The following is a 26,157-nucleotide window of genomic DNA, read 5'->3' on the forward strand; positions in this document are numbered from 1 at the left end:
GGTGTTCCACCGCGCGTGGCGAATTCACCCTTGCGGTAGCTCGTGATGCCCGCCGAAGGCCTGACGCATGGCCGAGAGCACCTTGTCGCCGTACACGGCATTGCCGCGCGAGGAGAAACGCTGGAACAGCGCCGCCGCCAGCACCGGGGTCGGGACGCCCTCGTCGATGGCGGCGTCCACGGTCCAGCGGCCCTCGCCAGAATCGGAGACGCGCCCGGAGAAGGTGTCGAGGTTCGGGTCGGCGTACAGCTCGGCGGCGGTCAGATCGAGCAGCCAGGAGGCGACCACCGAGCCGCGCCGCCACACCTCGGTCACCTCGGGGACGTCGATGTCGTAGGAGTAGTACTCGGGATGCTCGAGCGGCGTCACCTCGGCGGAGTGCTCGCCGTCCGGTCGGGTGCCGATATTCGCCTGGTGCAGGATGTTCAGGCCCTCGGCGTAGGCGGCCATCGCGCCGTATTCGATGCCGTTGTGGACCATCTTGACGAAGTGGCCCGCTCCGGCGGGACCGCAGTGCAGGTAGCCCTGTTCGGCGGTGGAGGGGGTGCCGGTGCGGCCGGGGGTGCGGGGCGCGGCGTCCACGCCGGGTGCGATGGATTTCAACAGCGGATCCAGGTAGGCGACGGTGTCGTGCTCGCCGCCGATCATCAGGCAGAAGCCGCGGTCGAGGCCGAACACGCCCCCCGAGGTGCCGATGTCCACATAGTGAATGCCCTTGGGCCGCAGTGCTTTCGCGCGCGCGATGTCCTCGTGGTAGCGGCTGTTGCCGCCGTCGATGATGATGTCGCCGGGCTCGAGCAGCTCGGCCACGCTGTCGATGACCGCGCCGGTCGCGCCCGCCGGGATCATGACCCACACCACGCGCGGGGCATCGAGCATGGCCACGAATTTCTGGAGTTCGGTGCTGCCCTGGAAGCTTTCGCCGAGTTCGGCGGAGAGCTGGTCGATGTTCTCGACCCGGCGTTCGTAGCCGACCGAGGTGTGCCCGTCGCGCACGATGCGGCGCACGATATTCGCGCCCATCCGGCCGAGTCCGATCATTCCGAGCTGCATGGTTTGTCTCCTCGCCTCGTACGGTCCGGTCCGGTCCGATTGTCCCAGTCGAGCGTCTCGAAACTTTTTTACGATCGGATGGATCGGTGTGTAACGCCCTGAATCCGGTATCGATAGAAGAGGTGGCTCCGTGCTGTTGCCAGACCCCCGACCCGGCAACCGCACGGGGCTCTTTTCATGCCCCCGGCTATCGTTGCAGATGATTTGCTGACTGCTGGGGAGGATCTTGCGTGACCGGTGGAAGTGCTGGCGGACGCCAACTTCTGAACTCGAATGCCGCTCGCCGCGCCGGGATCGCCGCCGGTGTGCTGATGGCCGCGGCGGGGATCGGGTATGTGGTCGACTGGTCGCTGTCGTCGGGTCAGGTGCCGCGCGGGGTGCAGGTTGCCGGGGTCGACATAGGCGGGATGGATCGGGCCGCGGCGCGGTCGCGGCTCGAGACGGTGCTCGATCGGCGTGTGGCACAGCCGCTCACGGTCCGCACCGGGGACGTCACCACCGACCTGGTGCCGCGCGATATCGGGTTGGGGGTGGACTGGAACGGCACCTGGGCGCGCGTCGGCGGGCAGCCGAAGAATCCGGTCACTCGGCTGGCTTCGTTCTTCACCACCCGGAAGGTGGAGCCCGCGGCCACGATCGATGCCGCCGCGCTGGATCGGGCGCTGGATGCCCTACGCGCGCACGACCGGCAGCCGGTCGAGGGCGGAATCGTCTTCGAGGACGCCAGGGCCGTGGCGGTGCGGCCGGTTCCCGGTCGGGTGCTCGACGTCGCGGCGACGCGCACCGCACTCGCCGAGCATTGGGCCGACGGCTCGGTGCTGGAACTGCCCGTGGCGCAGACCCCGGCGCGGGTGCGTGCCGACGCGGTGGACCGCGCGCTGAAAGAGGTCGCCGAACCCGCCGTGCGGGCCCCGATCACCTTCACCGGCCAGGGCGGTGACGCCACCCTGGACCCGGGGCAGATCGCGGGCGCGCTCTCCTTCCACCCGAACGACCAAGGCGGACTGGAGCTCTCGACCGATACCGAGGCGTTGACGGCGGCGCTGGCACCGCAGTTGCGGTCCACCGAGGTGCCGCCGCGCGACGCGGGTTTCGACCTGTCCGGCTCCCGCGCGAGCGTCCGCCCCGCCGTCGTCGGCACCCTCGTCGACTGGGGCAAGACTCTCGATGGGCTTACCGCCGTGCTGGTTTCACCGTCGAACCGATCGAAGGCCGTGGTCTATCAGCAGGTTCAACCCAAGCTGAGCACCGAGGACGCGAACAAACTGGGTGTCGTCGAACCGGTCGGCTCGTTCACCACCGGCGGCTTCAGCGGACCGTCCGGCGTGAACATCCGGGTGATCGCGCGCAAGGTGGACGGCGCGATCGTGAAGCCCGGAGAGACCTTCTCGCTCAACGACTTCACCGGTCCGCGCGGCGCCGCCCAGGGCTACGTGGAATCCGGCATCATCAACAACGGCCGCCCGGCCACGGCCGTCGGCGGCGGTATCTCCCAGTTCGCCACCACCCTCTACAACGCCGCGTACTTCGCGGGCCTCGAGGACGCGGGCCACACCGAACACAGCTACTACATCTCTCGGTACCCCGCCGCCCGCGAGGCCACCGTCTTCGACGGCGCGATCGACCTGAAGTTCCGCAACAACACCCCGTACGGCGTGGTCATCGAAACCGCCGCCGACGACTCCTCGATCACGGTCCGCCTGTGGAGCACCAAAACCGTTGAGGTCGAATCCATCACCGGCGACCGCACCAAACCCACCGAGCCCAAGACCATCACCCTCCCCAAGGGCAAGGACTGCATCGCCTCCACCGGCGCACCGGGTTTCACCACCTCCGACACCCGCGTCATCCGAGATGCCAAGACCGGCAAGGAAATCTCCCGCCACACCCGAACCGTCAAATACGACCCGGTTCCCACGGTCATCTGTGAATGAACGCCAAAAGCGATGCGGCTCGGAGAATTCCGAGCCGCATCGCTTCTTTCAGAGCATCGGCGCGATCAGAACGCGGCTTCGTCGAGCTCCATGATGTCGTTGTCCAGGTTCGACAGCACCGTGCGGACCGAGGTCAGCTCGGGCAGGACGTTGCGGGCGAAGAACTGGGCGGTGGCGATCTTGCCCTCGTAGAACTTCTCGGTCGAGCCGTTGTCGAGAGCGTTGATGGCGACCTCGGCCTGGGCCAGCAGCAGCCAGCCGATGAGCAGGTCGCCGACGGCCAGCAGGAAGCGGACCGAACCCAGGCCGACCTTGTAGAGCTCCTTCGGGTCCTGCTGGGCGGCCATCAGGTGCCCGGTCAGGGTGGCGGCCATGCCCTGGACATCCTCGAGGGCGGTGGCGAGCAGCTTGCGCTCGGCCTTGAGGCGTCCGTTGCCACCCTCGCGCTCGATGAACTTCTGCACCTGGCCGGCCACGTGGGCCAGCGCCACGCCGCGGTCGCGGGCGATCTTGCGGAAGAAGAAGTCCTGCGCCTGGATGGCGGTGGTGCCCTCGTACAGCGAGTCGATCTTGGCGTCGCGGATGTACTGCTCGATCGGGTAGTCCTGCAGGAAGCCGGAGCCACCGAAGGTCTGCAGCGATTCGGTCAGGTACTGGTAGGCCCGCTCGGAGCCGACACCCTTGACGATCGGCAGCAGCAGGTCGTTGACGCGGAACGCGGTGTCCTTGTCGGCACCCGAGACCAGCTCGGCGATGTCCGCGTTCTGGTGCGCGGCGGTGTACAGGTACACCGCGCGCAGGCCCTCGGCGTAGGCCTTCTGCATGGCCAGCGAACGACGCACGTCCGGGTGGTGGGTGATGGTGACGCGCGGGGCGGCCTTGTCGGTCATCTGGGTCAGGTCCGCACCCTGCACACGGGTCTTGGCGTACTCGAGCGCGTTCAGGTAACCGGTCGACAGGGTGGCGATGGCCTTGGTGCCCACCATCATTCGAGCGTTCTCGATGACGTCGAACATCTGCGCGATGCCGTTGTGGATCTCGCCGACCAGCCAGCCCTTGGCGGGCACGCCGTGGCCGCCGAAGGTGACCTCACAGGTGGCCGAGACCTTGATGCCCATCTTGTGCTCGACATTGGTGACGAACACGCCGTTGCGCTCACCCAGGGTCTGGGTCTCGAAGTCGAAGTGGTACTTCGGCACGTAGAACAGCGACAGGCCCTTGGTGCCCGGTCCGGCGCCCTCGGGGCGGGCCAGCACCAGGTGCATGATGTTCTCGAACAGGTCGTCGGAGTCACCCGAGGTGATGAAGCGCTTGACGCCCTCGATGTGCCAGGAGCCGTCCTCCTGCTGGATCGCCTTGGTGCGACCCGCGCCGACGTCGGAACCGGCGTCGGGCTCGGTCAGCACCATGGTGGCGCCCCAGTTGCGGTCGGCGATGATCTGAGCCCACTTCTTCTGCTCATCGGTGCCGTTGTTGTAGAAGACCTGCGCGAAACCCGCACCGGCGGCGTACATCTGGGCCGGCGGGTTGGCGCCGAGGATCATCTCGCCCAGGGCCCAGCCGACGACCGAGGGGGCGCCCAGGCCACCCAGCTCCTCGCGGACCGGAACCTTGGACCAGCCGCCGTCCTCGAGGGCACGGTAGGACTTCTTGAAGGACTCGGGGAGAGTGACCGTGTGGGTCTCCGGGTCGAAGACCGGCGGGTTGCGGTCGGCGTCGGCGAAGGACTCGGCCAGCGGGCCCTCGGCCAGGCGACGAACCTCGCTCAGCATCTCCTTGACGGTGTCGGCGTCGAGGTCGCCGTAGGCGCCCGCGTCGAGCAGCTTCTGGATGCCCAGGAACTCGAAGAGGTTGAACTCGAGGTCGCGAACGTTGCTCTTGTAGTGACCCATGGTCGTACTCACTCTCCATTGAGATGGGTGCGGTTCGGTGTGTGCCGTTCCCGCCCGTTAGGTCTCCACCGGGTAGACACCGTAAAGCAGCGCTACTGGCGGGTAACTTATGCGCCATGTTACCGACCGGTAGGAGGGCCGCCAAGGTCATCGCGGCCGAATGTGACAGAAAGCACGCGAGTTGCCGAGACCCGGGGTTCCGTTGAGCCCGTGCGGATCCCGTTCCCGCAGCTAGGGCCGGTGCCCCGCGATCGATGCCGCCGGGACATGAGTCCCTCGACACAGTGGGCGGCGCAGGGTAGGCAACCCCGCCCACGCGACGTCGGTGAGCCGCGCCGGGTGGAGCCGGGCGGCTCGATACGGTGCGTGCATGCGCATCGAGACGAGTGCCGGACCGGCGGAGGTGGAGCTCGACCGTCCCGGGCGGAACAAGCCGACCTTCCTGCTGGTGCTGACGCACGGCTCGGGCGGCGGCGTCGACGCGAAAGACCTGCTCGCCGTGCGAGATTCGGCCGTCGCGCTGGGCGGCGCAGTGGCCTTGGTGACCCAGCCCTACCGGGTCGCGGGTCGGCGCGCCCCGGGTAAGGCCGAGGCGCAGGACGCGGCCTGGCTGGAAATCATTGCGGCACTGCGCAAGAAGGTCCGCGGCGTGCCGCTCGTGCAAGGCGGCCGCAGCAATGGCGCGCGCGTGGCCTGTCGCACGGCTCGCGAGGCGAAAGCCCGAGGCGTCCTGGCCCTATCCTTTCCCCTCCATCCACCCGGCAAGCCCGAAAAGTCCCGTCGCGACGAACTGCTGGCCCCTGGCGACATCGAAGTCATCGTCGTGAACGGCGCTCGAGACCCCTTCGGCATCCCCGAGGCCACCGACGCCACCGAGGTCCATGTCGTTCCCGGACAGGCGCATTCGTACCGCGCGGGCTTCGATGACATCGTCGCCGCGGTAACGCCCTGGCTGCGGCGCTGGTCCACGACCTGACCCCCGGCGGGATCAGCGGGCGCGGGTCAGGTACGTCAGGAGGTCGTCGATCAGATCGGTGGGGTCCGCGTGACCCTTGCCGTCGGCGGACAGGTGGCCGGTGGCGGCGAACCCGACGGCACCGTGAGCCGTGGCGCGCACGAGCGAGGCGAGGCGTTCGGGATCCGCAGCGGGCAGGCTGCCCGCCGCCTGGGCCTGCGCGACCAGGGCGATCAGGGCGGACTGGGCATTCGCGCCGGTCTCGGCGAGTTCGGGGGTCTCCTCGGTCCAGCGGCCGAACACCAGGTGGAAGCGGGCGGGATAGTCGAGGGCCCAGGAGATGTACCCGTGCAGGACGGCGCGCAACATCTCGAGGGGGTCGGGGCAGTCCTGGACGACGCGGGCGAATTCCGCCACGCGCTCGGACAATTCGCGCGCCGCGACGGCCGCGAGCAGCGCCTCCTTGTTCGCGAAGTGCTTGTAGGGCGCGTTGTGCGAGACGCCTGCGCCCTTGCCGACCTCGCGCAGCGTGACCGCGTCCGCGCCGCCGGCATCGAGCAGGCGGAGCGCGGAGTCGAGCAGGACGGTGCGGGTGGACGGGGGCATCGGACCATCCTAATCGGCGGTTGACAACGTCAACCCGCGCGCCTAGGTTGACGTTGTCAACCTGAAGGGAGCGGGCATGGATCAGGGCACGACGGCCGTCGTCACGGGTGCGACGAACGGCATTGGCGAGGCCATCGCGCGGCAACTGGCCGCCACCGGAATGGAGGTGGTGCTGGTGGGGCGGGATCGGGGGCGTCTGGTGGCCGTGCGGGAGCGCATCACCGCCGCGGTTCCGGGCGCGCGACTGCGCGACGAACTGGCCGATCTGTCCCTGCTGGAAGACGTCCGGCGGTTGGCGGATCGCCTGCGGGACACCAGGATCGATATTCTGATCAGCAATGCGGCGGTGGTCGCCGAACTCGGCGACCACACGGCCGAAGGTGTGCAGCGCACGTTGGCCACCAATCACCTTGCGCCGTATCTTCTGCTGCGCACATTGGGTGAGAACATCGCCGCCGCAGGCGGATCCGCGCGTCTGATTGTGGTGGGCGCGTCACCGACCGCCCTGCGCAGAGTTCCCGTAGATCTCGAGGATCTCGGCTTCGAGAACCCGCGCGGCCTCGGATTCCCGCCCAGTTTCCGGCCTTTCGTGGCCTACGGGCGGACCAAGAACATGAACGCGATGTTCGTCTACAGCCTGGCCGAACACCTCGCGGGCAGCGGCGTCACCGTCAATGGCGCGCACCCGGGCATCATTCGCCACACCGGCCTGGGCCGGGACTCCGCGCGTGGACTGCTGCGGGTCTTCGGCTGGTCCCAATGGATCAACCCGCTGCTCCCCGGCCCGGACGCGGGCGCGGACACCCCGGTATGGCTGGCCACCGCGCCGGAGCTGGCCGGCGTGTCCGGCCGATTCTTCGTGCGCCGCAAGGATGTTCGCACCGCGGCCCACACCACCGATCCGGGCCGGCGCGCCGAGTTGTGGGCGAAGAGCGCCTACCTCACCGGCCTACCCGCGCGGCGTCGACGAGCGATGGACGGCTAGAAGAGGTCGAGGGCCGGGGGTTGGGGGACGCCGCCGAGGGCGGGTTCCTCGGTGGGCGGTTCGGGGATGGGTTTGGTGGCGACCACCAGGGCGTCGATGGCGTCGTGGGATTCGGTCGGGCGGTGGACGCGGTCGGCGTGGCGGACGCGGATGTCGGGTTCGGCGGGGGCCAGGTCGGCCAGGATGTCGGCGGGGGTGAAGGTCAGGGACGGGTTCTGTTCGCCGCCATAGCCTTCCGTGAGGTTGAGGGTGTCGTTGCCGAGGACGAGCAGGGTGCCGCCGGGGGAGAGCATCTCGACCGAGCGCAGCAGCAGGGCGCGGCGGTCGTCGGCGGGTAGGTGCAGGAAGGCCATGAGGATGAGCTCGTAGGGGCCGGTGATGTCGGCGGCGTCGAGCGTGGTGACATTGGCGTGGACCCAGTGGATGCGGCCGCGCACCGAGCGGGACAGTCGGGAGGCGACCGTGCGGCCCTTGTCGATGCCGGTCTGCGAGAAGTCCACGGCATCCACCTGCCAGCCGTGGGTGGCCAGCCACAGCGCGTTGCGGCCCTCGCCGCAGCCCAGATCCAGGGCCCGCGGCAGCTCCGGCCGCGGCTCGCCGACGCCGAGCCCGCCCACCGGCACCCGCCGCTCCAACCCGAAAACCTGCTCGACCACCGTCTCGTTCGGAGGTGCGCCCCACACCAATTCGGTCTGGGAGTAGTGCTCGTCCCATTCGGCGGCATCCATGAGTGCGAGTCTATGAGCCGCTGGCGGTAACGACGATGGCCGCGAACCTCGAATCGGTTCGCGGCCATCGGCGGGGGTGCGGGGGCGCAGCCCCCGAAATCGTCGGGGGTTTCAGGGGCGAAGCCCCTGAGAGCCCGAGAGTTGTCTAAAGCGTGGTGTGCATGAGGATCACGTTGTACTGGCTGTGGACCGTCGTGAGGAAGTACAGGTCACGGCCGGTCTGGTACGGGAAGATGTACGGCGCGTAGGCCGTCGGCAGTTCCCGCGTGTCGATGAGCACCGCGGGCGCGCTCCACGGCCCCTCCGGATTGGGCGAGGTGTACATGACCACCGAGTTCCACGGGTCGGTGGTCAGCAGGATGTATTGCCCCAGATAGTCGTTCCACTGCACGGACATCTCCGCGACGCCGCCGCCGATCACCGGCTGCGCCGCGTTCACGTCCTTCTGCCACTTGCCGCCGTCCCAGTACTCGTAGGCGCCCATATCGGTGACGGCCGCTTCGGGCACGCGGGCGACGTAGGCCGGGTGATTGCGTCCGGACCCGGTCCCGTACTCGTAGAGGAACCCGTCGCGCTTGACGAAGGCGTTCATCTGGAAGTTGGCGTTGCCGCCCTCGTCCGGTCGGCGCGTGGCGGGCAGTTCCACCCAGTTCTCGCCATTGTCGCCGGAGACCGCGAGGCTGGAGTAGTTGGTCGTCCACTCGCCCACGTCGTCCCAGCTCTTGACCGACATGAGGCTCATGAACTGGGTCGGGCCGACCGAGATGCCCGCGGTGGGAATCCGGCTGATCTCGATGAAGGGGATCTTCGGGCTGGGGATCAGATCGCGGGCCTGCCCGAACCAGTCCCGCACCACCGAATCGAAGTAGATGCCGTTGCTGGGGTTCTGGGTGTGCGAGCGCACCAGGATATTGGAGCGCCACGCCCAGGTGCTGCCGACCAGCAGGTTCGGCAGGCCGAGTCCGGCGGTGTCACCGAAGGCGGTGAGCATTTCGCCGTTCCCGTTGTCCCACATGATGCCCAGGTCGGTGCCGAGCACGTTGTAGGACTGGGTGTTGTTGGGGCTGGCCATGCCGGTGACCTGGAAGACCGCCTTGGTGCGCCCGGGGAGTTGCGGTAGACCGTTGGTGCCGTTGAGGACCGGAATCGGGTTGATCGCGTTGGGGTTGGCTGCGGCCGGTGTGGTCACGGTAAGGAGCAAGGCCGTGGCACCTGCTAAACCGGACAGCAGCAGGGGGGCGGCTTTGGTCAATGCGGTGCTTCCTCCGGGTCTCGCCGAATAATGCGCGGACCACACCGTATGTGACGGGCCGCACAATGCGTTCGACTCGTTGGCAAAGTGTGAAAATGCTAACAGCGATACCCGAAAATCGGGGCTTGCAAACCGGATTGTTTGCCGTGAATTGGCTTACATCTTGGTATAGCTCGATTATCCGTTGCGGCCCAGCGCCTGCCGGATGATGAGCGGCAGCTGGGTGGCGCGCTCCACCGCGAGCGTCCGGCGCACCGACGACTGCCAGGTCCGATCGAACAGTTTCTTGGCGCTCGCCACCGCCTGCGGCGAGCGCGCCGCGATCCGGTCGGCCAATTTCTCGGCGGCCGCGCGCGGATCCGCGGTCACCTCGGTGACCAGTCCGATGCGCTCGGCGTAGGCGGCGCCCACCGGGTCGGCGGTCATGGTGAGCAACAGCGCCTGATCGATGCCGATGAGCCGCGACAGCGTGGCCGCGCCGGTCATGTCCGGAATCAGCCCGTGCTTGACCTCCATCACCGAGAATTCGGAATCCGGTGTGGCGAACCGGAAATCGGCGGCCAGCGCGATCTGCAGGCCACCGCCGTAGCAGCGCCCGTGCACCACCGCGATCACCGGCTGCGGCAGTCGCCGCCACGCCCAGCACGCCTCCTGGAAGGTATTGGTGCCCAGCCACGGCAGCGGGACGAAGCCGCGCACCACGTCCAGCGGATTGCCCATGGCCTTGGCGACGTCCAGCCCGGAACTGAAGCTGGGCCCGTTGCCGGAGAGGATGACCGCGCGAATGTCCTTGCGCTTGCCGATGATCCCGGCGACGCGGACCAGTTCGCGCAGCATGTCGATGGTCAGGCCGTTGTGCTTGTCGGGCCGGTCCAGGGCCACGTAGGCGCGGTCGCCGTCGAAGGTCAGGGAAACGTTGTGGCTCACGGTCTTTCCTTTGATTCGAACTATTCGAGCTGGTCCAGCAGCAGCCGGGCGCAGCCCGCCGGGTCGTCGTAGAAGGGCGTGTGGCCGCTGCCGTGCAGGGTGACGTGCCGCGCGCCGGGCAGTACCGCGCGGGCGCGGCGGGACTGGGTGGCGTACGTGAGCAGAATGTCACGATTGCCCCAGGCGACGGTGATCGGGATGCCGTCGAGGGCGCTGCGGTCGGGGAGCCGGAAGTCGGTGAAGGAGGCCAGCGCGGCATCGAACCCGGACGCGCCGAGCAACCCCTCGACGGTGTCGACCGCGACCTGCGCGTCCACCGCCCACGGCTTGCCGAACACCAACCCGAGGAAAGTGGAACGGCCCGCGGCGTTTCCGAGCAGCGCGGGCACCGCCGGATGCAGGACCTTGGTGAGCTGTTTGGCGCGTCCCAGGGCTTGCTGACACCAGACGCGGCCCGCGGTGTCCCAGAACGCGATGGGGGAGTAGGCGGTGACCGAGCGGGCCAGCCCGCGCGCGGCGAGATCGAGCACGATCCCGCCGCCCATGGAATTGCCTGCCAGATGCGGGTTTTGGATGCCCTGCGCGGCGAGGAATTCGACGAGCGCGTCGGCGAGCGTGGACACGGTGGTGTGCGGCAGCGGCGCGCTGCCCCCGAATCCGGGCAGGTCCACCGCGATCACGTCGAACGAGGCGGCCAGGGTGTCGATGATCGGCTCCCACACCTGCCAGCGGCTGCCGACGCCGTGCACCAGGACCAGCGGTTCGCCGCTGCCGACGCGGTGATGGTTCAACTTCGTCACCGATCGAACCCTACAGTCGTTGACGCGTCGCCAACATGAGGAAAAGGGACACGTCGGCGGTACGATAAAAGGTATGGCAACCCGGAAAGTGACGCTGTCGCTGGACGAGGCGGCCTGGTCCTATGCACAGGATGCCGCCGCCCGCGCGGGCATGTCGCCCTCGGCGTGGATCTCCCGCGCCGCGCGCCGCGAAGCCGTGCGGTTGGGCTGCGCGCCCGTGCCGGACCCGGTCGAACTCGCCGCGGCCGACGAGGCGGAAATCGTGGCCGCCGAGAAGGAGCTGCGTGCGCAGGGGTGAACTCTGGGTCTACCACCCACACGGCACCACCCGAACCCGCACCATCATTCTCATCTCCAGCGACGGCATCAACGAGTCGCCGCGACCCTGGCTGATCGCGGCCGAGGTCGAGGCCGAGGATCCGCGCGACATTCTGGCCGTGCTCATTCCCGGCCACGGCTGGGTGCACGCGGGCAATCTGGGGCGCATCTATCGCGGCTGGCTGGACGAGCGGATCGCGGAGGTCGACGCCGAGACCGCCGAGCGAATCGACACAGCGCTGCGCGCCGCCATGGATCTGTGAGATCGTGCCTGCGGCAGTTTTCGTCGAGTTATCGAGAGTCGAGGCCCCCGTGCGCATCTCCCTGTTCGCCGCCGCGCTCGTCGCGCTTCCCCTGCTGGCCGCCTGTGGCGGCAGCACCAGCGACAAGTCCGCCGATGTCACCCAGGCGGACGTCTCCAAGGCGCTACAGGACAGCGGTCTCAAGGATGCGAAGTTCGCCGACTGCGCCGCGAAAATCTATGTGGATCAGGGCATTTCGCAGGCCGGGCTGCGATTGATGATCAAGAACGACGCGAAGAACGCGTCCGCGCAGGACCCGGAATCGCTCGGTATGAGCAAGGACGACGCCGAAAAGGCCCGGGCCGCAACGAACAAGATCATCACGGACTGCATGAAGCAGTGATCTCGCCCTTGTTAACCCTCGGACGCCGGTGTGCAATCTCTGAACGACCGGGATCGTCCCGGCGTCCGGGAGGGATCATGTTGCGGAAATCCATCGTCGCCGCGGCGCTACTGGCGCTGCCCCTGCTGTCCGCGTGCAGCAATAGTCAAGAGTCCGTCACCGCCGCGAGCACCACGCCCGCTCCGGCCGCGGTGACCTCGGCCGCGAAGACCACGGTGTCCGGCGCGCCCACCACCTCCCCGGGCGCGGCCGTGAGCCCCGGCGCGACCACCGCACCGGGCGGCAGCGCCTCCCCCGGCAGCGGTCTGACCGCCGAGCAGATCTCGAAAGCCTTGCAGGACAAGGGCAAACTCAGCGCGACGACCGCCGACTGCGTGGCCAACATCTACATCCAAGAGGGCCTGTCCGACAGCGGTATTCAGAAGATCATCGACAGCGCCAACGGCACCAACCCGGCCAAGGTGAGTCTCGGCACCGACGACCTCGTCAAGGCGGGGAAGGCCACCAAGCGCATCGCCACCGAGTGCACCAAGTAACAACTCTCGTAACTCTCAGGGGTTCCCCTGAAACCCCAAAAGCCCCTGACATGCGAGAAGGCCCCCACCGCAGTGTTGGGGGCCTTCTCGTGGAGCCGATGACGGGAATCGAACCCGCGCTACCTGCTTGGGAAGCAGGAGTTCTACCATTGAACTACATCGGCAGCGTCTGACTCGCGTTCGCGACTCTATCAGACCGCCTCTCACCCGATGCAACTCTTATCCGTTCTCGCAGGTCCGGCGCGGGATTTTCGATCGTGCGCGCCGCCCGGATGATCGTTCCCGCGCGTCGGGGGCGGCACGCCGAAGATCGCGGGGTTCTTTCGCCGAAGCACCGAGTTTCGATTACGCGCGGTCGTAGACTGTCTCCGGGTCGAAAACCCGTCCACCACAAGTAGTTTGGATGCGCTGAACGTTTGCTGATGCGCGCGCTCGGTGCTCCTGCTCGGCGGTCGAGGAGGACGTATGACCGCAGTGCCCGCTCGTGAAGTGCCCGAGCTCGAAGCCGTGCGGCCATTTCCACGTCGGATGGGACCCAAGGGGTCGTATCTGTGGAAGGCCATCACCACCACCGATCCCAAGATGCTCGGGAACATGTATTTGTTCACGGCCATGGCGTTCTTCCTTGTCGGCGGCCTGATGGCGCTGCTGATGCGCACGGAGCTGGCGCGGCCGGGCATGCAGTTCCTGACGCCGGAACAGTTCAACCAGCTGTTCACCATGCACGGCACGATCATGCTGCTGTTCTATGCGACACCGATTGTCTTCGGATTTGCCAATGCGGTGCTGCCGCTCCAGATCGGCGCGCCCGATGTGGCGTTCCCGCGCCTGAACGCGCTGAGCTACTGGCTGTACCTGTTCGGCGCGACCATGGCCACCCTGGGCTTCGTCACCCCGGGCGGCGCGGCCGACTTCGGCTGGACCGCCTACACCCCGCTCAGCCTGGCCGAACACGCGCCCGGCGTGGGCGCGGACCTGTGGATCATGGGCGTGGCGGTGTCCGGTGTCGGCACCATTCTGGGCGGGGTCAATATGATCACCACGGTCATCTGCCTGCGCTGCCCGGGCATGACCATGTGGCGCATGCCCATCTTCACCTGGAACATCCTGGTCACGAGTGTGCTTGTGCTGCTGGCGTTTCCGATTCTCACCGCGGCGCTCATGGGCCTCGAGGTGGACCGGCACCTGGGCGGGCACATCTACGACCCCTCCAATGGCGGGGCCATCCTCTACCAGCATCTGTTCTGGTTCTTCGGGCATCCCGAGGTCTACATCGTGGCGCTGCCGTTCTTCGGCATCGTGACCGAGATCTTCCCGGTGTTCAGTCGCAAGCCGCTGTTCGGCTACACCACCCTGGTGTACGCGACCATCGCCATCGGTGGGTTGTCGGTCGCGGTGTGGGCGCACCACATGTACGCGACGGGATCGGTGCTGCTGCCGTTCTTCTCGTTCATGACCTTCCTGATCGCCGTGCCGACGGGCGTGAAGTTCTTCAACTGGGTCGGCACCATGTGGCGCGGTCAGCTCACCTTCGAGACGCCCATGCTGTGGGCGGTCGGCTTCCTGGTGACCTTCCTCTTCGGTGGTCTGTCCGGTGTCATTCTCGCCAGCCCGCCGCTGGACTTCCATGTGTCGGACACGTATTTCGTTGTGGCGCATTTCCATTACGTGCTGTTCGGCACCATCGTGTTCGCCACCTTCGCGGGCATCTACTTCTGGTTCCCCAAGATGACCGGCCGCATGATGGACGAGCGGCTCGGCAAACTGCATTTCTGGACGACATTCCTCGGTTTCCACACCACGTTCCTGGTGCAGCATTGGCTGGGCAATCAGGGCATGCCGCGGCGCTACGCGGACTATCTGCCCAGCGACGGATTCACCACGCTCAACACCATTTCCACCATCGGATCGTTCATTCTCGGGCTGTCGATGGTCACGTTCGTCTGGAATGTCTTCAAGAGCTATCGGTACGGCGAACTGGCGACCGTGGACGATCCCTGGGGTTACGGCAATTCCCTGGAATGGGCCACCACCTGTCCGCCGCCGCGCCACAACTTCTACGAGCTGCCGCGCATTCGTTCCGAACGCCCTGCATTCGAGCTGCACTATCCGCACATGGTCGAACGCATGCGGGCCGAGGCCCATGTGTCGTGGGGGTTGCGCAAACCGAAGGCCGTCGCCGAGGCCGGGCCAGTCGATTCACCGACCGACCATTGACATACGCTCTTGCCCGTGCTGCTTTCAGATCGCGACATCCGCAAGGAAATCGCCAATGGACGTCTCGGGCTCGAGCCCTTCGACGAGAAGCTGGTGCAGCCGTCGAGCATCGATGTGCGGCTGGACAGCCTGTTCCGGGTGTTCAACAACACCCGCTACACGCATATCGATCCGGCGCAGCGGCAGGACGAGCTGACCACGCTGGTCGAACCGGCCGCGGGCGAGCCGTTCGTGCTGCATCCGGGTGAATTCGTGCTGGGGTCCACCCTCGAGGTGTGCTCGCTGCCCGACGATCTGGCCGGACGCCTGGAGGGCAAGTCCAGCCTGGGTCGCCTGGGTCTGCTTACCCACTCCACCGCGGGCTTCATCGACCCCGGATTCAGCGGGCACATCACCCTCGAACTGTCGAATGTGGCGAATCTGCCGATCACCCTGTGGCCGGGCATGAAGATCGGGCAGCTGTGCCTTTTCCGGCTCACCTCCCCGGCCGAGCATCCGTACGGCAGCGCGGCCGTGGGATCGAAATATCAGGGGCAGCGCGGGCCCACGCCGTCGCGCGCCTATCTGAATTTCCCCGTCTCCCAGTGAGATGCGTTACGGGGTAGCGGGTGCTGTCGGCCGGACGGCGTAAATCGGCCGCTGCCTGGACAGTTGACCGTCGCAGGTGGCGCGATTACGCCGACCGGTACGCGGGGTTACCGGGTGTACGGATGGCGCGGTACGTCGTAAGGTGACGGCGACAGGTCTGTGGAAACGAGATGGGCAGCGGATGAGTTCGGTTCTGGGAGTTTCGGTGGGGGCGAGTGCGGTTCGCATCGCACGCCCGATCGCCGGTGATTCCGCGGAAACCGCTGCCACCCGCAACTTTTCCGCGACACCGCCCGGATTCGGCGGCTACGAGGGCGCGCCCGAGGCGTTCGACGTGCAGGCCGTGCCGGTCGGGGAGCGCCGGGTCGACGAGCTGGCCGCCGATGTCATCGGCGCGGTGCTGGCCGCGGACTCGCGGATCACCGCCACCGCTATCGCCTATCGGGACGAGAATCACGCGCGCGCCATTCGGGCCGAGCTGGCGCGGCGTCAGTTCACCAATTACGAACTGGTGCCCGATGTGGTGGCGGCGCTGGAATTCCTCGAATGCTCCGGTGAGCTACGGGGTTTCGGCACGGTCGCGCTCTACGACCTGGGTGCGTCCGGTTTGTCCGTGACGGTGGTCGACACCGCCACCCGGCAGGTCTGCTTCAGCGAACGCACCAGCGATATCAGCGGCGACTACCTGGATTCGCTGATCCGCGAACAGCAGATCGCCTCCGGGCGCATCGCGCATCCGCCGGACCACACCGGGCTGGCCGCGCTGGACGCGCTGTGCCGACAGGCCAAGGAACAGCTCTCCGGCAGCAATGCGGTGGCCCTGCCCTCGACCGAGGGGCTGGTGCTGCTCTCGCAGGAGAACTTCGAGGCCCTCATCATGCTGGCCGTCGAATCCTCCGCGCGCATGACCCGCGATGTCATCCTGCGCTCCGAGCAGCCGGTGCAGGCGGTCGCCCTGCTCGGCGGCTGCGCCCAGATTCCGCTGGTGGCAAGGGTTCTGCGGCGGTGGCTGGGCGTGCCCGTCATCGTGCCCGCCGCGCCCGACACCGTGGTGACCCGCGGCGCGGCCATGCTGGCCCGCCCGGTCATGGCGCGCCCCGCGCCCGCGCCGTTCCCGACCGCCGTCCACGACCAGACGCCGCCGCCGATCGAACCGAGCCAGCCCTGGCAGCCCGGGCCCGCCCGCGCGGTGGAGAAGTTCGGCCGCCGCCGCGAGATCAGCCTCGCCGGTGTGGCGGTCGGCGCGCTGGTCGTGGTCGCCGCCATCGGCGTCACCCTGGGCTGGGGACCCCGTGTGCTGGAACATGATTCGCAGCAGCGCCAGGACGCCGTCACCAGCTCCGTCCCGGTGACCACCACCCACGCGGTCGAATCCGCCACCGTCGCCCCCACCACCACCGACGCCACCAACGAATCCTTGGCCGCACCCCCACCCCGCTACACCACGACCACCACCGAGGCCCCACCCCCCACCGTCGGCCCCAACACCATCACGATCATCCCGGGCCTCCCCCCGGTCGTCGTGCCCACCCTTCCCCCGCTCTTCCCGGCCCCGCCGGCACAAGAGCACTGACGCAACGGGTTTCACTTCGTGCGTACACGCGCCGAGTCCGCCCCGTCGACTGCCAGAAGGGGGCGGACTCGGTGGGACCGGCGCGAGCATGCGCCGGGTGCGGGGACCGGCTGCGTTCAGTCCCCGCTTCCGGTTCCCACCGCCAGAGCTGTCGTGATGATTGCCGACAGGGGTGGGAGTTTGGAGTCGCGCGCGGGCGGCGTCACCCAGTGGCACCCCTCGCGCGTCCAGCGACCCAGGCCGGTGGGCAGCATGACCGCGCTGCCGACCGCGGGAATTCCGATATCGAGGCCGTTCAACACCTCCATGACCTGATCGCCGGGCCGTGAATCCGGTTCGGCGAGAAAGCTCCAGCGAATCTGCCGGGCCAGCATCGGGGCCTCGCGATACTGCTGTTGCAGTGTGCTGCGGACCTTTTCGGCCCGGGCGACGGGCAGATGCACGACGCCGATGCGCGAGGTGACGGGCAGCATCACGAACCCGCCGCGTTCGGTGACCGGCAGCCCGAACTCGTGCCGGTAGTAGGAAACCCAGTCGTCGACTGTTCTGAGCTTGTCCGCGTTCACATCCCCGCCTCCTTCCCCTGACCACAAGGGTCGCGTGCCGGGAGGCACTGTGAAAACGCCCGCACACCCGCCTTCCACTGCCTTTCCGCCGCCACTATTACCGAAACGCATAAAGCCTGGTACCAACCGGGTTTCGGATGTGGTCGCGGCCAGTTTCCGCTCGTACCCTGGAGTTCGGAGTTCGTTCGGAAGGGATGGCACCGTGGTCCGGCACTGGTCAGGCAAAGAGGCCCGGGCCCTCCGCGATGCCAAACGCATGAGTATCCGGGAGTTCGCCGCCCACCTGGGCGTGCACGAACGACTGGTCTCGAAATGGGAGGCCGGGGGCAATCGGGTGCATCCCCGTCCCATCAATCAGGCCGCCCTCGATACTTCCCTTGCCAGGTCCGACGATGTTGTGCGGGCACGGTTCGCGGCCTTGATCGACCAGCCCTTGATCGACCGCCCCGCCGCCGTTCCCGGTTTCGATGTGCGCCATGGCGGTTCCGAGCTTTCCGAGCTATGGAACCCGATGCCCGCGCCAGCCAGTTATTCCAGCGACGCGGAACTGCTGGCACTCGTCGATACGGGTGCGATGAGGGGCGATGCGTTAGCGGCGATTTCGGAGAGGGATCTGATCATGGCGGCTGCCCACGAAGCAAGCGAGCACGCCGGCAGGGCCGAGAGCACCAATGTGGGTGCGACCATGTTGGAGCAGCTCGACGCCGATGTCACGCGCATCGCCAACGACTACGTCCACATGGCGCCGGTGCCGATGATGGTGGAGATGCTACGGGTACGGCGGCGGGTGTACCGGCTGCTGGAAGGCCATCAGCGCCCGGCCGACACCTCGCACCTCTATCTCTTGGCGGGCACTTTGTCCGGTCTGCTGGCCAATGCCAGCACCGATCTGGGCTATTTCGACGCGGCCGGTGAACAGGCAAGGGCCGCTTGGGCTTACGCCGAACTGTGCGAGCACAATCCGCTGCGGGCCTGGACCCGCGGCATGCAGGCGCTCATCGAGTACCGCTCCGAGCGGCCGCGGCGCGCGGTGCTGCTGGCCCAGAGCGGGCAGCGCTACGCCGAATCCGCGACCTCGCGGGTGCGGCTGCTGAACATCGAGGCCCGCATCTGGTCGCGGCTGGGCAGCACCACCGACACCGAGCGCTGCATTCGGGCCGCCGACGACGCTCGCGAGAGCGAATCCAATGACACCCTGCACGACGAGGTCGGCGGCGTGTTCGGATTCAACCAGCCCAAGAGCCACTACTACGCGGGCGCGACCTATATCCACCTCGGCCAGGCCGAGCCCGCGCTGGAGGCCACCAACCGGGCCATCGACCTGTATGTGAACGGCCCCACCGACAAGCGCTCCTACGGCGCGGAGTCGCTGGCCCGGGTCGACAATGCCGCCGCGCACCTGATCAACGGCAGTCTCGACGGGGCCGCGGCGGCCCTGGAACCGGTCCTGGAACTGGACGAGGACAAGCGCATCGCCCAGCTGGAGGAGCGACTGTCCGCGGTGCGGCAGCGCCTGGCCTCGCCGGAATTCCGGGATGCCGGAGAGGCCCAGGACCTGGACGAAAGGATCGAGGAGTTCTGCGGCTCCACCGCGGCCCGCAGCGTACTGCCGCCCGATACCGCTCGGTAGCCTGATGGCACCATTGATCGGGTGAGCCCTTCGAGTCACCTACCGCATCGGTCCCCGCGCGCGCTGGAGCAGTCCACCAAGCTCCAGAACGTTCTGTATGAAATCCGGGGGCCGGTACACGCGCACGCGGCACGGTTGGAGTCCGAGGGGCATCGGATTCTCAAGCTGAACATCGGCAATCCCGCGCCCTTCGGGTTCGACGCGCCCGACGTCATCATGCGCGACATGATCGCGGCGCTGCCCTACGCGCAGGGCTACAGCGAGTCCAAGGGCATCCTGCCCGCGCGGCGCGCCATCTTCACCCGCTACGAGCTGGTGCCGGGCTTCCCCGAATTCGATGTGGACGACGTCTATCTGGGCAATGGCGTCTCCGAGCTGATCACCATCGTCATGCAGGCGCTGCTGAACAATGGCGACGAGGTGCTCATCCCCGCGCCGGACTATCCGCTGTGGACGGCCATGACCTCGCTCGCGGGCGGCACCCCGGTGCACTACCTGTGCGACGAGTCCAACGACTGGCAGCCGGACATCGCCGACATGGAATCCAAGATCACCGACAAGACCAAGGCGATTGTCGTGATCAACCCCAACAACCCCACCGGCGCGGTGTACTCCGCGGAGGTGCTGCAGCAGGTGGTGGATCTGGCCCGCAAGCATCAGCTGCTGCTGCTTGCCGACGAGATCTACGACAAGATCCTCTACGACGACGCCAAGCACGTCTCCCTCGCCACGCTCGCGCCGGATCTGCTGTGCCTGACCTTCAACGGGCTGTCCAAGGCCTACCGGGTGGCGGGCTACCGCTCCGGCTGGCTGGTCATCACCGGGCCCAAGGAACACGCGGGCGGCTTCCTCGAGGGCATCGATCTGCTCGCGTCGACTCGACTGTGCCCGAATGTGCCTGCGCAACATGCCATTCAGGTCGCACTGGGTGGACACCAGAGCATCGACGACCTGGTGCTGCCGGGCGGGCGGCTGCTGGAACAGCGGGATGTGGCCTGGGAGAAGCTGAACACCATTCCGGGTGTCTCGTGCGTGAAACCCAAGGGCGCGCTGTACGCGTTCCCCCGGTTGGATCCGGAAGTCCATGAGATCCACGACGATTCGAAGCTGGTGCTGGATCTGCTGCTGCAGGAGAAGATCCTGATGGTGCAGGGGACCGGGTTCAACTGGCCGCACCACGACCACTTGCGGATCGTCACCCTGCCGTGGGCGCGTGATCTTTCGGTCGCCATCGAGCGGTTCGGGAACTTCCTCGCCAGCTATCGGCAGTAAATTTCCGGCTGAAAATTCTCGATCGTGGGGTACCTGTGGGGTACGCTGGAGTACCGGCGTGCGCCCCAGGTTCCCCCTGTTGACCTGCGGAAATGCGATTCTGTCCCCTCTTGGACATCCCCTCGTAGCCCCTATGGCGCAGGTGAGACCCTGGCTAAAACAAACCGCTGGTACGAAAAAGTTCGGTTTTTAGAGACTTAGCTAGCGCAAAGAACCGTCTTTTGTGTACAGTGGTCCTCGGCACTTCGAGTGCCCCGGCCGGACCGCCTACCCCCCCTGGGCCGTCCGGCCCTGCGTTGGCTGGCCTACCCCCCCTGGGCCACCGATGCCGGGCGGCGGAGACATCCCCCTGCTCTCCGCCGCCCCTCCCGCACTTTCAGCCACAGTTCTTTCCGGTCGAGAAAACCGATGTGAACAGGCAATCCAGAGATTCCTCCCAGGCGACAACCTCTCAGGATGTCAGGAATCGTTTTCGTTTAGGCTCGCCGGGTGAGCGATCACCACCACCATCACCACGACCATTCCGGACCCATCGCGATCGGGGCGACCGCCGCGCGGGTGGTCGTCGGGCTGCTCAGTGCCATCGGGGTTTTGGTCGTGGTGGGGCTGATCTGGTTGTGGCCGAGTGCGCAGCATGTGGATATCCCCCTGCCGATGCAGAACGGGGGCGGCGGGGCCGTGCACACCGAGGGCGGGACGGTGATCAAACAGGATCTGGGGCCGTGCGGTGACGCCTCGAACGGGAAGGTGGTCACCAAGGAGCCGGAGCTGTTGCCCGCGGCGCAGCAGCAGTGCGCGCGCAGCGTGGTCGCCATCGAATCCGGCCCGGACCAAGGGAATTGGACGGTATTCGTCAATTCGCCGACGCCGGATCAGCCCAATCTGAAGGTCGGCGACAAGATTCGCATTGTGCGGCAGGCGGATCCGAGCGGCACCACCATCTACTCGTTCGACGATTACGCGCGCGGGCTGCCCCTGACGATCATCGGGATCGTGTTCGCGGTGGTGATCATCGCCGTCGCGCGGTGGCGCGGGCTGCGGGCGCTGATCGGGCTCGTCATCGCGTTCGGCGTGCTGGTGGTGTTCCTGTTGCCCGCGCTGCTGGACGGAAAACCCGCCATACCCGTGGCATTGGTGGCGGGCGCGGTGATCCTCTACGCCGTGCTGTACCTGGCGCACGGGGTGAATCTGCGGACCAGTTCGGCGCTGCTGGGGACACTCACCTCGATGGTGTTGGCGGCGGTGCTGTCCTGGGTGTCGCTGAAGATCACGCATCTGACCGGGTTGTCCGAAGAGCAGAACACCAATGTCGCCGCCTATATCCAGCACGTCAGCATTACCGGGCTGCTGTTGGCCGGGTTCATCATCGGCTCGCTGGGTGTGTTGAACGACGTCACCATCACCCAGGCGTCGGCCGCCTTCGAACTCGCGGCACTGGACGAGAAGGCCACGCGGCGCAGCATTTTCGCCGCCGCCATGCGGGTCGGCCGCGACCATATCGCCAGTACCGTCTACACCCTGGTGCTCGCCTACGCCGGTGGCGCACTGCCGCTGCTGCTGTTGTTCAGCGTGGCGGGACGGTCCATTCGCGATGTGCTGACCGGGGACGCGGTGGGCATCGAGATCGCGCGATCCGCGGTCGGCGGCATCGCGCTGGCCCTGTCGGTGCCGTTGACCACCGCCATCGCGGTACTCCTGGCCCGCCCGCTCGGGGCGAAACCGGCCCCGGCGCGCGCGGGATCCGGTACCCCGCGGCCGCGCGGCGCCGGGGCGCAACGGAATACGTCGCGGCGCGCGAACGGGCCGCGCACCGGAGCCCAGGCCGCCGCGACCCGCACCGGAGCGCAGCCCGCGGCACGGCGCGGTGGCGACAGCGGCCCGCGCACCGGAGAGTATCCGGCCGCCCCGAGAAGCGGTGCGCAGCCGCGGGTTTCGTGGACCGGCGAGCAACAGGCGGTGCCGCGGGCCGATGCGCCGGGCGGCGGGGAATCACCCACGGTCCCGAGAACCAGTGTGGTGCAGCCGAATCCGCCCCAGGGTGAGGCGGCCCGGCCCGACCACGGATGGTACGGGGCCGGGGCGCCCCAGGAACCGCCACACACGACCTCCTCCTGGTTCGATCCGGCCGAGCCGTGGTCGGGGCCTGGACAGCGTGAACAGAGCTGGCCGCCCGATGAGGGGGACCAGGGCTGGCCGGAGCCTCCGAGAGGCGGGCGACACTCGCGGCCGTAGCGCGTGAAAAGTGGAGTGAGGGGCGTGTTCCCGGGGGAACACGCCCCTCGCCGTCATGAGCGGTGGGTTGCCGGGTGGTCCGGGGCGGATAGGCGCGGCGGTTCCGCCGCCGGATTGCCGACCGGGTGTGGCTCGACTCGATTCGGCGGATTCGGGTCGGCCACCCGCTCATGACGGGGTCTTCGGGTGGGGATCAGTCGGTCATCTGCCACAGGGCGGGTGCGGCCTCGGGGTTCCAGCCGGGGTCGTACACGGTGTGGGCCTGTAGGCAGCGGTAGGTCATGCCGTCGTAGGTGACTACATCGCCGACGTTGTAGTGCGCGCCGACCTTCCAGCTGTTCGAGGCGGGTTTGCCGGTGGAGGTCGTGGGTTGTGGCGCGGTCGTGGTCGGCGGCGACGTAGTTGTCGTGGGCTGAGTAGTTGTCGTGGGTGGCGTGGTGGTCGTGGTCGGCGGTGCGGTGGTGGTCGGGGGCGTCGTCGTGGTGGAAGGTGTTCCGCCGCTGCCGATCTGCAGGTCCACGCAGGAGTAGAAGGCATTGACGGTGTCGCCGATGTTCCAGACGGCGAGCAGTTTCTGGCGGCCGCTGAAGGCGCTGAGATCCACGGTGTGGCTGACACCGCTCGCGGGCGGGGGATTGTCGCCGCCGTCGAAGACCGCGACCCGGGTGGAACCGATGTAGTACTCCCAGTTCAGGGTGCGGTGCAGGGCGGTGAACGTCCAGGTGAAAGTGACCGTGCTGCCGACGGATTGGACCTGCCAGGGCTTGGTGTCGTCGTCGAGTTCGGGAAAGCGGGCGTTGCCGCCGCTGCATTTGTTCGAGCCCTTGGGCGCTTCCACGCTCTGGGGCTCGTATTTGATGTCGCCGCAAGGCAATAGGCCCTTGGCGCATTGCGCCTGTCTGCTCAATGGCGAGGACACGTAACCGTGGGCATTGGCGATGGCGGCGGGCAGGAAGGCGACGATCACCGGTGCGATGCCCGCGGCCGCGAGCAGGGACAGACTTCTTCTATCGAGCACGTGAAACCCCTTGTGAGAGTGGGGCAGCGGCGGCCGACATGCTGTCCCGTGACGGATCTGTGATGTGATCCAGACCACTTTGTAGCAAAAGCGTGCTCTAAAAGATATGACTCAGCAACGCTTTGGTCAAGCGTCCTATCACGGGTGACCGAATTATCCTGTTACCCAGCAAACTTCGCGGGTAGGTCAGCAAACTTCAGCGGGATTTCCGGGCCGCCTCGCACAGCGCGGCCACCCCGTCGGCATCGGTGGCGAAGTGATCGAAGCCGCTCGGCACCCCGAATTCGGCGAAGGAGACCTCGGTATCGGGCGCGGGTCGTCCCGGCACCGGAATGCGCACGGCCGCATGCAGATCCCGCGTCCCGGTCAGCTCGATCACCCGGCGGGCATTGTCGGCGCGCAGCCCGCCGCAGGCCATCACGTCGATGCGGCCGTCGGCGAGATTCACCAGACGCGCGATCAGCGACGCGCCGTCCAGCACGGAGATCTGGCGGCCGGAGGTGAGCAGCCGGGTGAAACCCAACTCCAGTAGCTGCTCGAAGCCCTCGGCGGGATCCGCGCAGACATCGAACGCGCGGTGGAAGGTGACCTCCAGATCGTCGGCCGCGGCCAGCAGTTCGGTGTTCGCGGCCGGATCGATGTGCCCGTCCTCGTCGAGGACGCCGATCACCACACCGTGCGCGCCGGCCGCGCGCACCCGCTCGATATCGGTGCGCATGAGCGCCACCTCGTCGGCCGAATAGCGGAAGTCGCCGGGGCGCGGACGGATCAGTACGTGGATCTGGGTGTGCCCGGCCGCGGCCACGGCCGCCTCGACGAGCGCGGGTCCGGGTGTCAGCCCACCGACCGTCAGGCCGGAACACAATTCCACCCGGGTGGCACCCGCCTGTTCGGCGATCCGGACCCCCTCCAGAGACTCCACCCCGATCTCCACCCGCACCGCGCGCGCATCCGTCATACCTTGCAGTATGGCGAACTCCCGCCCGACATGTTGCTCGCGAATAGCCATCGGGCCATTAATGCCCCGTGAACAGACCCCGCAAACCTGACGGACCGGCGGCGTCGCGGCCGGTCGTACCCCCGGACCACCTGCGGCGATACCACCGCGACGGCTGGCCGTGGCGCTCGAGCCGCGCCGTGGTGATCCGCACAATGACACGGGCGGCGCGACCGAGGTGGTAGCGCCGCCCGTGTCAATCAGGTTCGGCCGCCCGATGTTTCGGGCCCGTGGCTAGCTCTTCTTGCCCGGGGCCTTCATCCCGGACTTGAAGCCGAGGCCACCCGGCTTGGCGGCGGGCGGCGTGGCGGAGCCATTCCCCTCCGACGTGCCGTTCCCCTCCGACGTGCCATTGCTCTCGGTGGCGGCCGGAGCGGGTTCGGCCGGAGCCGCCGGGGCCTCCGCGACCGAATCGGCCGGGGCGGCAGCCGCTTCCGGAGCCGGGGCGGCGGGCGCGGCGGCACCCGGGGCCTTCGGTCCGGGGCGCTTCAGGCCGGACTTCATGGCCAGACCCTTGGGCGCGATGGACGGCTTGGCCTCGGCGGCCGGAGCCGCCGCCTCGCCGGTCGCGGGCTCGGCGGCCGGAGCCTCGGCGGCCGACGCGCTGGCCGCCGCCGGAGCCTCGGCCGGAGTCGCCTCGGCGGCGGGCTTGGCACCCGGAGCCTTGGCGGCGCCCTTCATCGCCAGGCCACCGGGCTTTGCGCCCGGGGCCTTGAGCCCGCCCTTCATGGCGAGCCCGCCCGGCTTGGCGGCCGGTGTTGCGGGCGCGTCGGTCGCGGTCTCCGTGGTGGGTTCGGCGGGAGCCGGAGCGGCGGAGGCGGTTTCGGCCTTCGCGCCCGGGGCCTTGGCGGCACCCTTCATCTGCAGGCCCTTGCCACCGGGAGCCTTGAGCCCGCCCTTCATGCCGAGCCCGCCGGGCTTGGCGGTCGGAGCCGCGGGCGCCTCGGCCGCGGTCTCGGCCTCGGCGGCCGGAGTCTCGGCCGCAGCCGCGGGCTTCGCACCGGGGGCCTTGAGGCCGCCCTTCATGGCCAGGCCCTTACCGCCCGGGGCCTTCGCCCCGCCCTTCATGCCCAGACCGCCACCGGTCGGAGCCGCCTTCGCGGCCTCGGCAGGCGCTTCGGCCACAGCGGCCTTCGCCGGTTCGGGGGCCGGAACCGGTTCGGGCTCGGGGGCCTTCGGGGTCTGGATAACCTTCAGGTTCTCGGTCAACGTCACCGCATCCACACGCTCGATGGACTGCAGCATCAGCTGGGCGACGTCGACGACCTCGACACCCTGGCCGACCTCGCCACCGTCCTTGCGAGCGGTCACCCCATCGGTGAGCATCACCCGACAGAACGGGCACCCCGTCGCGATCATCGACGGCTCATTCCCACCACCGAGGGTGTCCAATGCTTCGTCGACACGGTCGATATTGATGCGCTTACCGAGCT

22 protein-coding genes, 1 tRNA gene and 2 pseudogenes are annotated in these 26,157 nt (G+C 67.8%); 13 read left to right on the top strand and 12 right to left on the bottom strand.

The window, feature by feature from the left end; all coding sequences use genetic code 11:
* Positions 1-24 precede the first annotated feature (24 nt).
* Entirely contained in the window at positions 25-1,053 is a 1,029-nt protein-coding gene (gene gnd, locus VMT65_RS34975) for a phosphogluconate dehydrogenase (NAD(+)-dependent, decarboxylating) (RefSeq protein ID WP_326312941.1), read from the bottom strand.
* A 230-nt stretch (positions 1,054-1,283) separates the two neighbouring features.
* On the opposite strand from gnd, the gene VMT65_RS34980 reads away from it, so the two are divergent.
* Complete coding sequence (locus tag VMT65_RS34980) at positions 1,284-2,987, top strand: VanW family protein (protein WP_326312942.1); 1,704 nt, start codon at positions 1,284-1,286, stop codon at positions 2,985-2,987.
* A 65-nt stretch (positions 2,988-3,052) separates the two neighbouring features.
* Here the strand turns inward: VMT65_RS34980 and VMT65_RS34985 are convergent, their stop codons facing one another.
* The gene (locus tag VMT65_RS34985; protein ID WP_326312943.1) at positions 3,053-4,879 is read right to left on the bottom strand and encodes an acyl-CoA dehydrogenase; all 1,827 of its coding nucleotides are present in this window, start codon (positions 4,877-4,879) and stop codon (positions 3,053-3,055) included.
* A gap of 370 nt (positions 4,880-5,249) precedes the next feature.
* Between VMT65_RS34985 and VMT65_RS34990 the strand changes: the two genes are divergently transcribed.
* Entirely contained in the window at positions 5,250-5,855 is a 606-nt protein-coding gene (locus VMT65_RS34990; RefSeq protein ID WP_326312944.1) for an alpha/beta hydrolase family protein, read from the top strand.
* Positions 5,856-5,867: 12 nt separating this feature from the next.
* Here the strand turns inward: VMT65_RS34990 and VMT65_RS34995 are convergent, their stop codons facing one another.
* Positions 5,868-6,440, bottom strand: a complete 573-nt coding sequence (locus VMT65_RS34995) for a TetR/AcrR family transcriptional regulator (RefSeq protein ID WP_326312945.1) — start codon at positions 6,438-6,440, stop codon at positions 5,868-5,870.
* Between the two features lie 76 nt (positions 6,441-6,516).
* Here VMT65_RS34995 and VMT65_RS35000 point away from each other — a divergent pair, with 76 nt between their 5' ends.
* On the top strand, positions 6,517-7,425 hold the full coding sequence (locus tag VMT65_RS35000) for an SDR family NAD(P)-dependent oxidoreductase (RefSeq protein WP_326312946.1): 909 nt from the start codon (positions 6,517-6,519) through the stop codon (positions 7,423-7,425).
* On the opposite strand, the gene VMT65_RS35005 is transcribed toward VMT65_RS35000, so the two are convergent.
* The 4 genes from VMT65_RS35005 to VMT65_RS35020 all read right to left on the bottom strand — a co-directional run bounded on the left by VMT65_RS35005 (position 7,422) and on the right by VMT65_RS35020 (position 11,132).
* Entirely contained in the window at positions 7,422-8,153 is a 732-nt protein-coding gene (locus tag VMT65_RS35005) for a class I SAM-dependent methyltransferase (protein ID WP_326312947.1), read from the bottom strand. The genes VMT65_RS35000 and VMT65_RS35005 overlap by 4 nt on opposite strands.
* Positions 8,154-8,298: 145 nt before the next feature.
* On the bottom strand, positions 8,299-9,405 hold the full coding sequence (locus VMT65_RS35010; protein ID WP_442790360.1) for a DUF4185 domain-containing protein: 1,107 nt from the start codon (positions 9,403-9,405) through the stop codon (positions 8,299-8,301).
* Positions 9,406-9,582: 177 nt separating this feature from the next.
* A complete protein-coding gene (locus VMT65_RS35015; protein WP_326312948.1) occupies positions 9,583-10,332 on the bottom strand; it encodes a crotonase/enoyl-CoA hydratase family protein in 750 nt (249 codons plus the stop codon).
* Between the two features lie 20 nt (positions 10,333-10,352).
* On the bottom strand, positions 10,353-11,132 hold the full coding sequence (locus VMT65_RS35020) for an alpha/beta fold hydrolase (protein WP_326312949.1): 780 nt from the start codon (positions 11,130-11,132) through the stop codon (positions 10,353-10,355).
* 73 nt (positions 11,133-11,205) lie between these two features.
* On the opposite strand from VMT65_RS35020, the gene VMT65_RS35025 reads away from it, so the two are divergent.
* From VMT65_RS35025 to VMT65_RS35040, 4 genes are all read left to right on the top strand, one after another.
* A complete protein-coding gene (locus VMT65_RS35025) occupies positions 11,206-11,430 on the top strand; it encodes a hypothetical protein (protein WP_033085930.1) in 225 nt (74 codons plus the stop codon).
* A complete protein-coding gene (locus VMT65_RS35030) occupies positions 11,417-11,713 on the top strand; it encodes a hypothetical protein (RefSeq protein ID WP_326312950.1) in 297 nt (98 codons plus the stop codon). The genes VMT65_RS35025 and VMT65_RS35030 overlap by 14 nt, the downstream gene beginning before the upstream one ends.
* Positions 11,714-11,762: 49 nt before the next feature.
* Complete coding sequence (locus VMT65_RS35035; RefSeq protein ID WP_326312951.1) at positions 11,763-12,095, top strand: hypothetical protein; 333 nt, start codon at positions 11,763-11,765, stop codon at positions 12,093-12,095.
* 77 nt (positions 12,096-12,172) lie between these two features.
* Positions 12,173-12,631, top strand: coding sequence for a hypothetical protein (locus tag VMT65_RS35040; RefSeq protein WP_326312952.1), 459 nt, complete (start codon positions 12,173-12,175; stop codon positions 12,629-12,631).
* Between the two features lie 90 nt (positions 12,632-12,721).
* Here VMT65_RS35040 and VMT65_RS35045 read toward each other — a convergent pair.
* A tRNA-Gly gene (locus tag VMT65_RS35045) sits at positions 12,722-12,795 on the bottom strand.
* A gap of 301 nt (positions 12,796-13,096) precedes the next feature.
* On the opposite strand from VMT65_RS35045, the gene ctaD reads away from it, so the two are divergent.
* The 3 genes from ctaD (at position 13,097) to VMT65_RS35060 (ending at position 17,009) form a co-directional block, all read left to right on the top strand.
* Entirely contained in the window at positions 13,097-14,848 is a 1,752-nt protein-coding gene (gene ctaD / locus VMT65_RS35050) for an aa3-type cytochrome oxidase subunit I (RefSeq protein ID WP_326312953.1), read from the top strand.
* A 15-nt stretch (positions 14,849-14,863) separates the two neighbouring features.
* On the top strand, positions 14,864-15,436 hold the full coding sequence (gene dcd / locus VMT65_RS35055; RefSeq protein WP_326312954.1) for a dCTP deaminase: 573 nt from the start codon (positions 14,864-14,866) through the stop codon (positions 15,434-15,436).
* A gap of 181 nt (positions 15,437-15,617) precedes the next feature.
* A complete protein-coding gene (locus VMT65_RS35060; protein ID WP_326312955.1) occupies positions 15,618-17,009 on the top strand; it encodes an Hsp70 family protein in 1,392 nt (463 codons plus the stop codon).
* Between the two features lie 116 nt (positions 17,010-17,125).
* On the opposite strand, the gene VMT65_RS35065 is transcribed toward VMT65_RS35060, so the two are convergent.
* Positions 17,126-17,575, bottom strand: a complete 450-nt coding sequence (locus VMT65_RS35065) for a hypothetical protein (RefSeq protein ID WP_326312956.1) — start codon at positions 17,573-17,575, stop codon at positions 17,126-17,128.
* A 256-nt stretch (positions 17,576-17,831) separates the two neighbouring features.
* Between VMT65_RS35065 and VMT65_RS35070 the strand changes: the two genes are divergently transcribed.
* From VMT65_RS35070 to VMT65_RS35080, 3 genes and pseudogenes are all read left to right on the top strand, one after another.
* Positions 17,832-19,205, top strand: a complete 1,374-nt coding sequence (locus tag VMT65_RS35070) for an ABC transporter C-terminal domain-containing protein (protein ID WP_326312957.1) — start codon at positions 17,832-17,834, stop codon at positions 19,203-19,205.
* 12 nt (positions 19,206-19,217) lie between these two features.
* Entirely contained in the window at positions 19,218-20,477 is a 1,260-nt protein-coding gene (locus VMT65_RS35075; RefSeq protein WP_326312995.1) for a pyridoxal phosphate-dependent aminotransferase, read from the top strand.
* Between the two features lie 489 nt (positions 20,478-20,966).
* Positions 20,967-22,232, top strand: a pseudogene (locus tag VMT65_RS35080) (YibE/F family protein); the annotation flags it as partial.
* 670 nt (positions 22,233-22,902) lie between these two features.
* Here VMT65_RS35080 and VMT65_RS35085 read toward each other — a convergent pair.
* From VMT65_RS35085 to VMT65_RS35095, 3 genes and pseudogenes are all read right to left on the bottom strand, one after another.
* Entirely contained in the window at positions 22,903-23,727 is an 825-nt protein-coding gene (locus VMT65_RS35085) for a lytic polysaccharide monooxygenase (protein ID WP_326312958.1), read from the bottom strand.
* 196 nt (positions 23,728-23,923) lie between these two features.
* Entirely contained in the window at positions 23,924-24,685 is a 762-nt protein-coding gene (locus VMT65_RS35090) for a copper homeostasis protein CutC (protein ID WP_326312959.1), read from the bottom strand.
* A gap of 273 nt (positions 24,686-24,958) precedes the next feature.
* Positions 24,959-26,157, bottom strand: a pseudogene (locus VMT65_RS35095) (Fe-S oxidoreductase); the annotation flags it as partial.

The sequence above is a fragment of the Nocardia sp. CDC153 genome (assembly GCF_035818515.1).
GTDB lineage: Bacteria > Actinomycetota > Actinomycetes > Mycobacteriales > Mycobacteriaceae > Nocardia.

Coding starts and splice junctions, on each gene's coding strand:
- gnd (WP_326312941.1), bottom strand. CDS start 1,053: ATGCAGCTCGGAATGATCGGACTCGGCCGGATGGGCGCGAATATCGTG.
- VMT65_RS34985 (WP_326312943.1), bottom strand. CDS start 4,879: ATGGGTCACTACAAGAGCAACGTTCGCGACCTCGAGTTCAACCTCTTC.
- VMT65_RS34990 (WP_326312944.1), top strand. CDS start 5,250: ATGCGCATCGAGACGAGTGCCGGACCGGCGGAGGTGGAGCTCGACCGT.
- VMT65_RS34995 (WP_326312945.1), bottom strand. CDS start 6,440: ATGCCCCCGTCCACCCGCACCGTCCTGCTCGACTCCGCGCTCCGCCTG.
- VMT65_RS35000 (WP_326312946.1), top strand. CDS start 6,517: ATGGATCAGGGCACGACGGCCGTCGTCACGGGTGCGACGAACGGCATT.
- VMT65_RS35005 (WP_326312947.1), bottom strand. CDS start 8,153: ATGGATGCCGCCGAATGGGACGAGCACTACTCCCAGACCGAATTGGTG.
- VMT65_RS35025 (WP_033085930.1), top strand. CDS start 11,206: ATGGCAACCCGGAAAGTGACGCTGTCGCTGGACGAGGCGGCCTGGTCC.
- VMT65_RS35040 (WP_326312952.1), top strand. CDS start 12,173: ATGTTGCGGAAATCCATCGTCGCCGCGGCGCTACTGGCGCTGCCCCTG.
- ctaD (WP_326312953.1), top strand. CDS start 13,097: ATGACCGCAGTGCCCGCTCGTGAAGTGCCCGAGCTCGAAGCCGTGCGG.
- VMT65_RS35060 (WP_326312955.1), top strand. CDS start 15,618: ATGAGTTCGGTTCTGGGAGTTTCGGTGGGGGCGAGTGCGGTTCGCATC.
- VMT65_RS35070 (WP_326312957.1), top strand. CDS start 17,832: ATGAGTATCCGGGAGTTCGCCGCCCACCTGGGCGTGCACGAACGACTG.
- VMT65_RS35090 (WP_326312959.1), bottom strand. CDS start 24,685: ATGACGGATGCGCGCGCGGTGCGGGTGGAGATCGGGGTGGAGTCTCTG.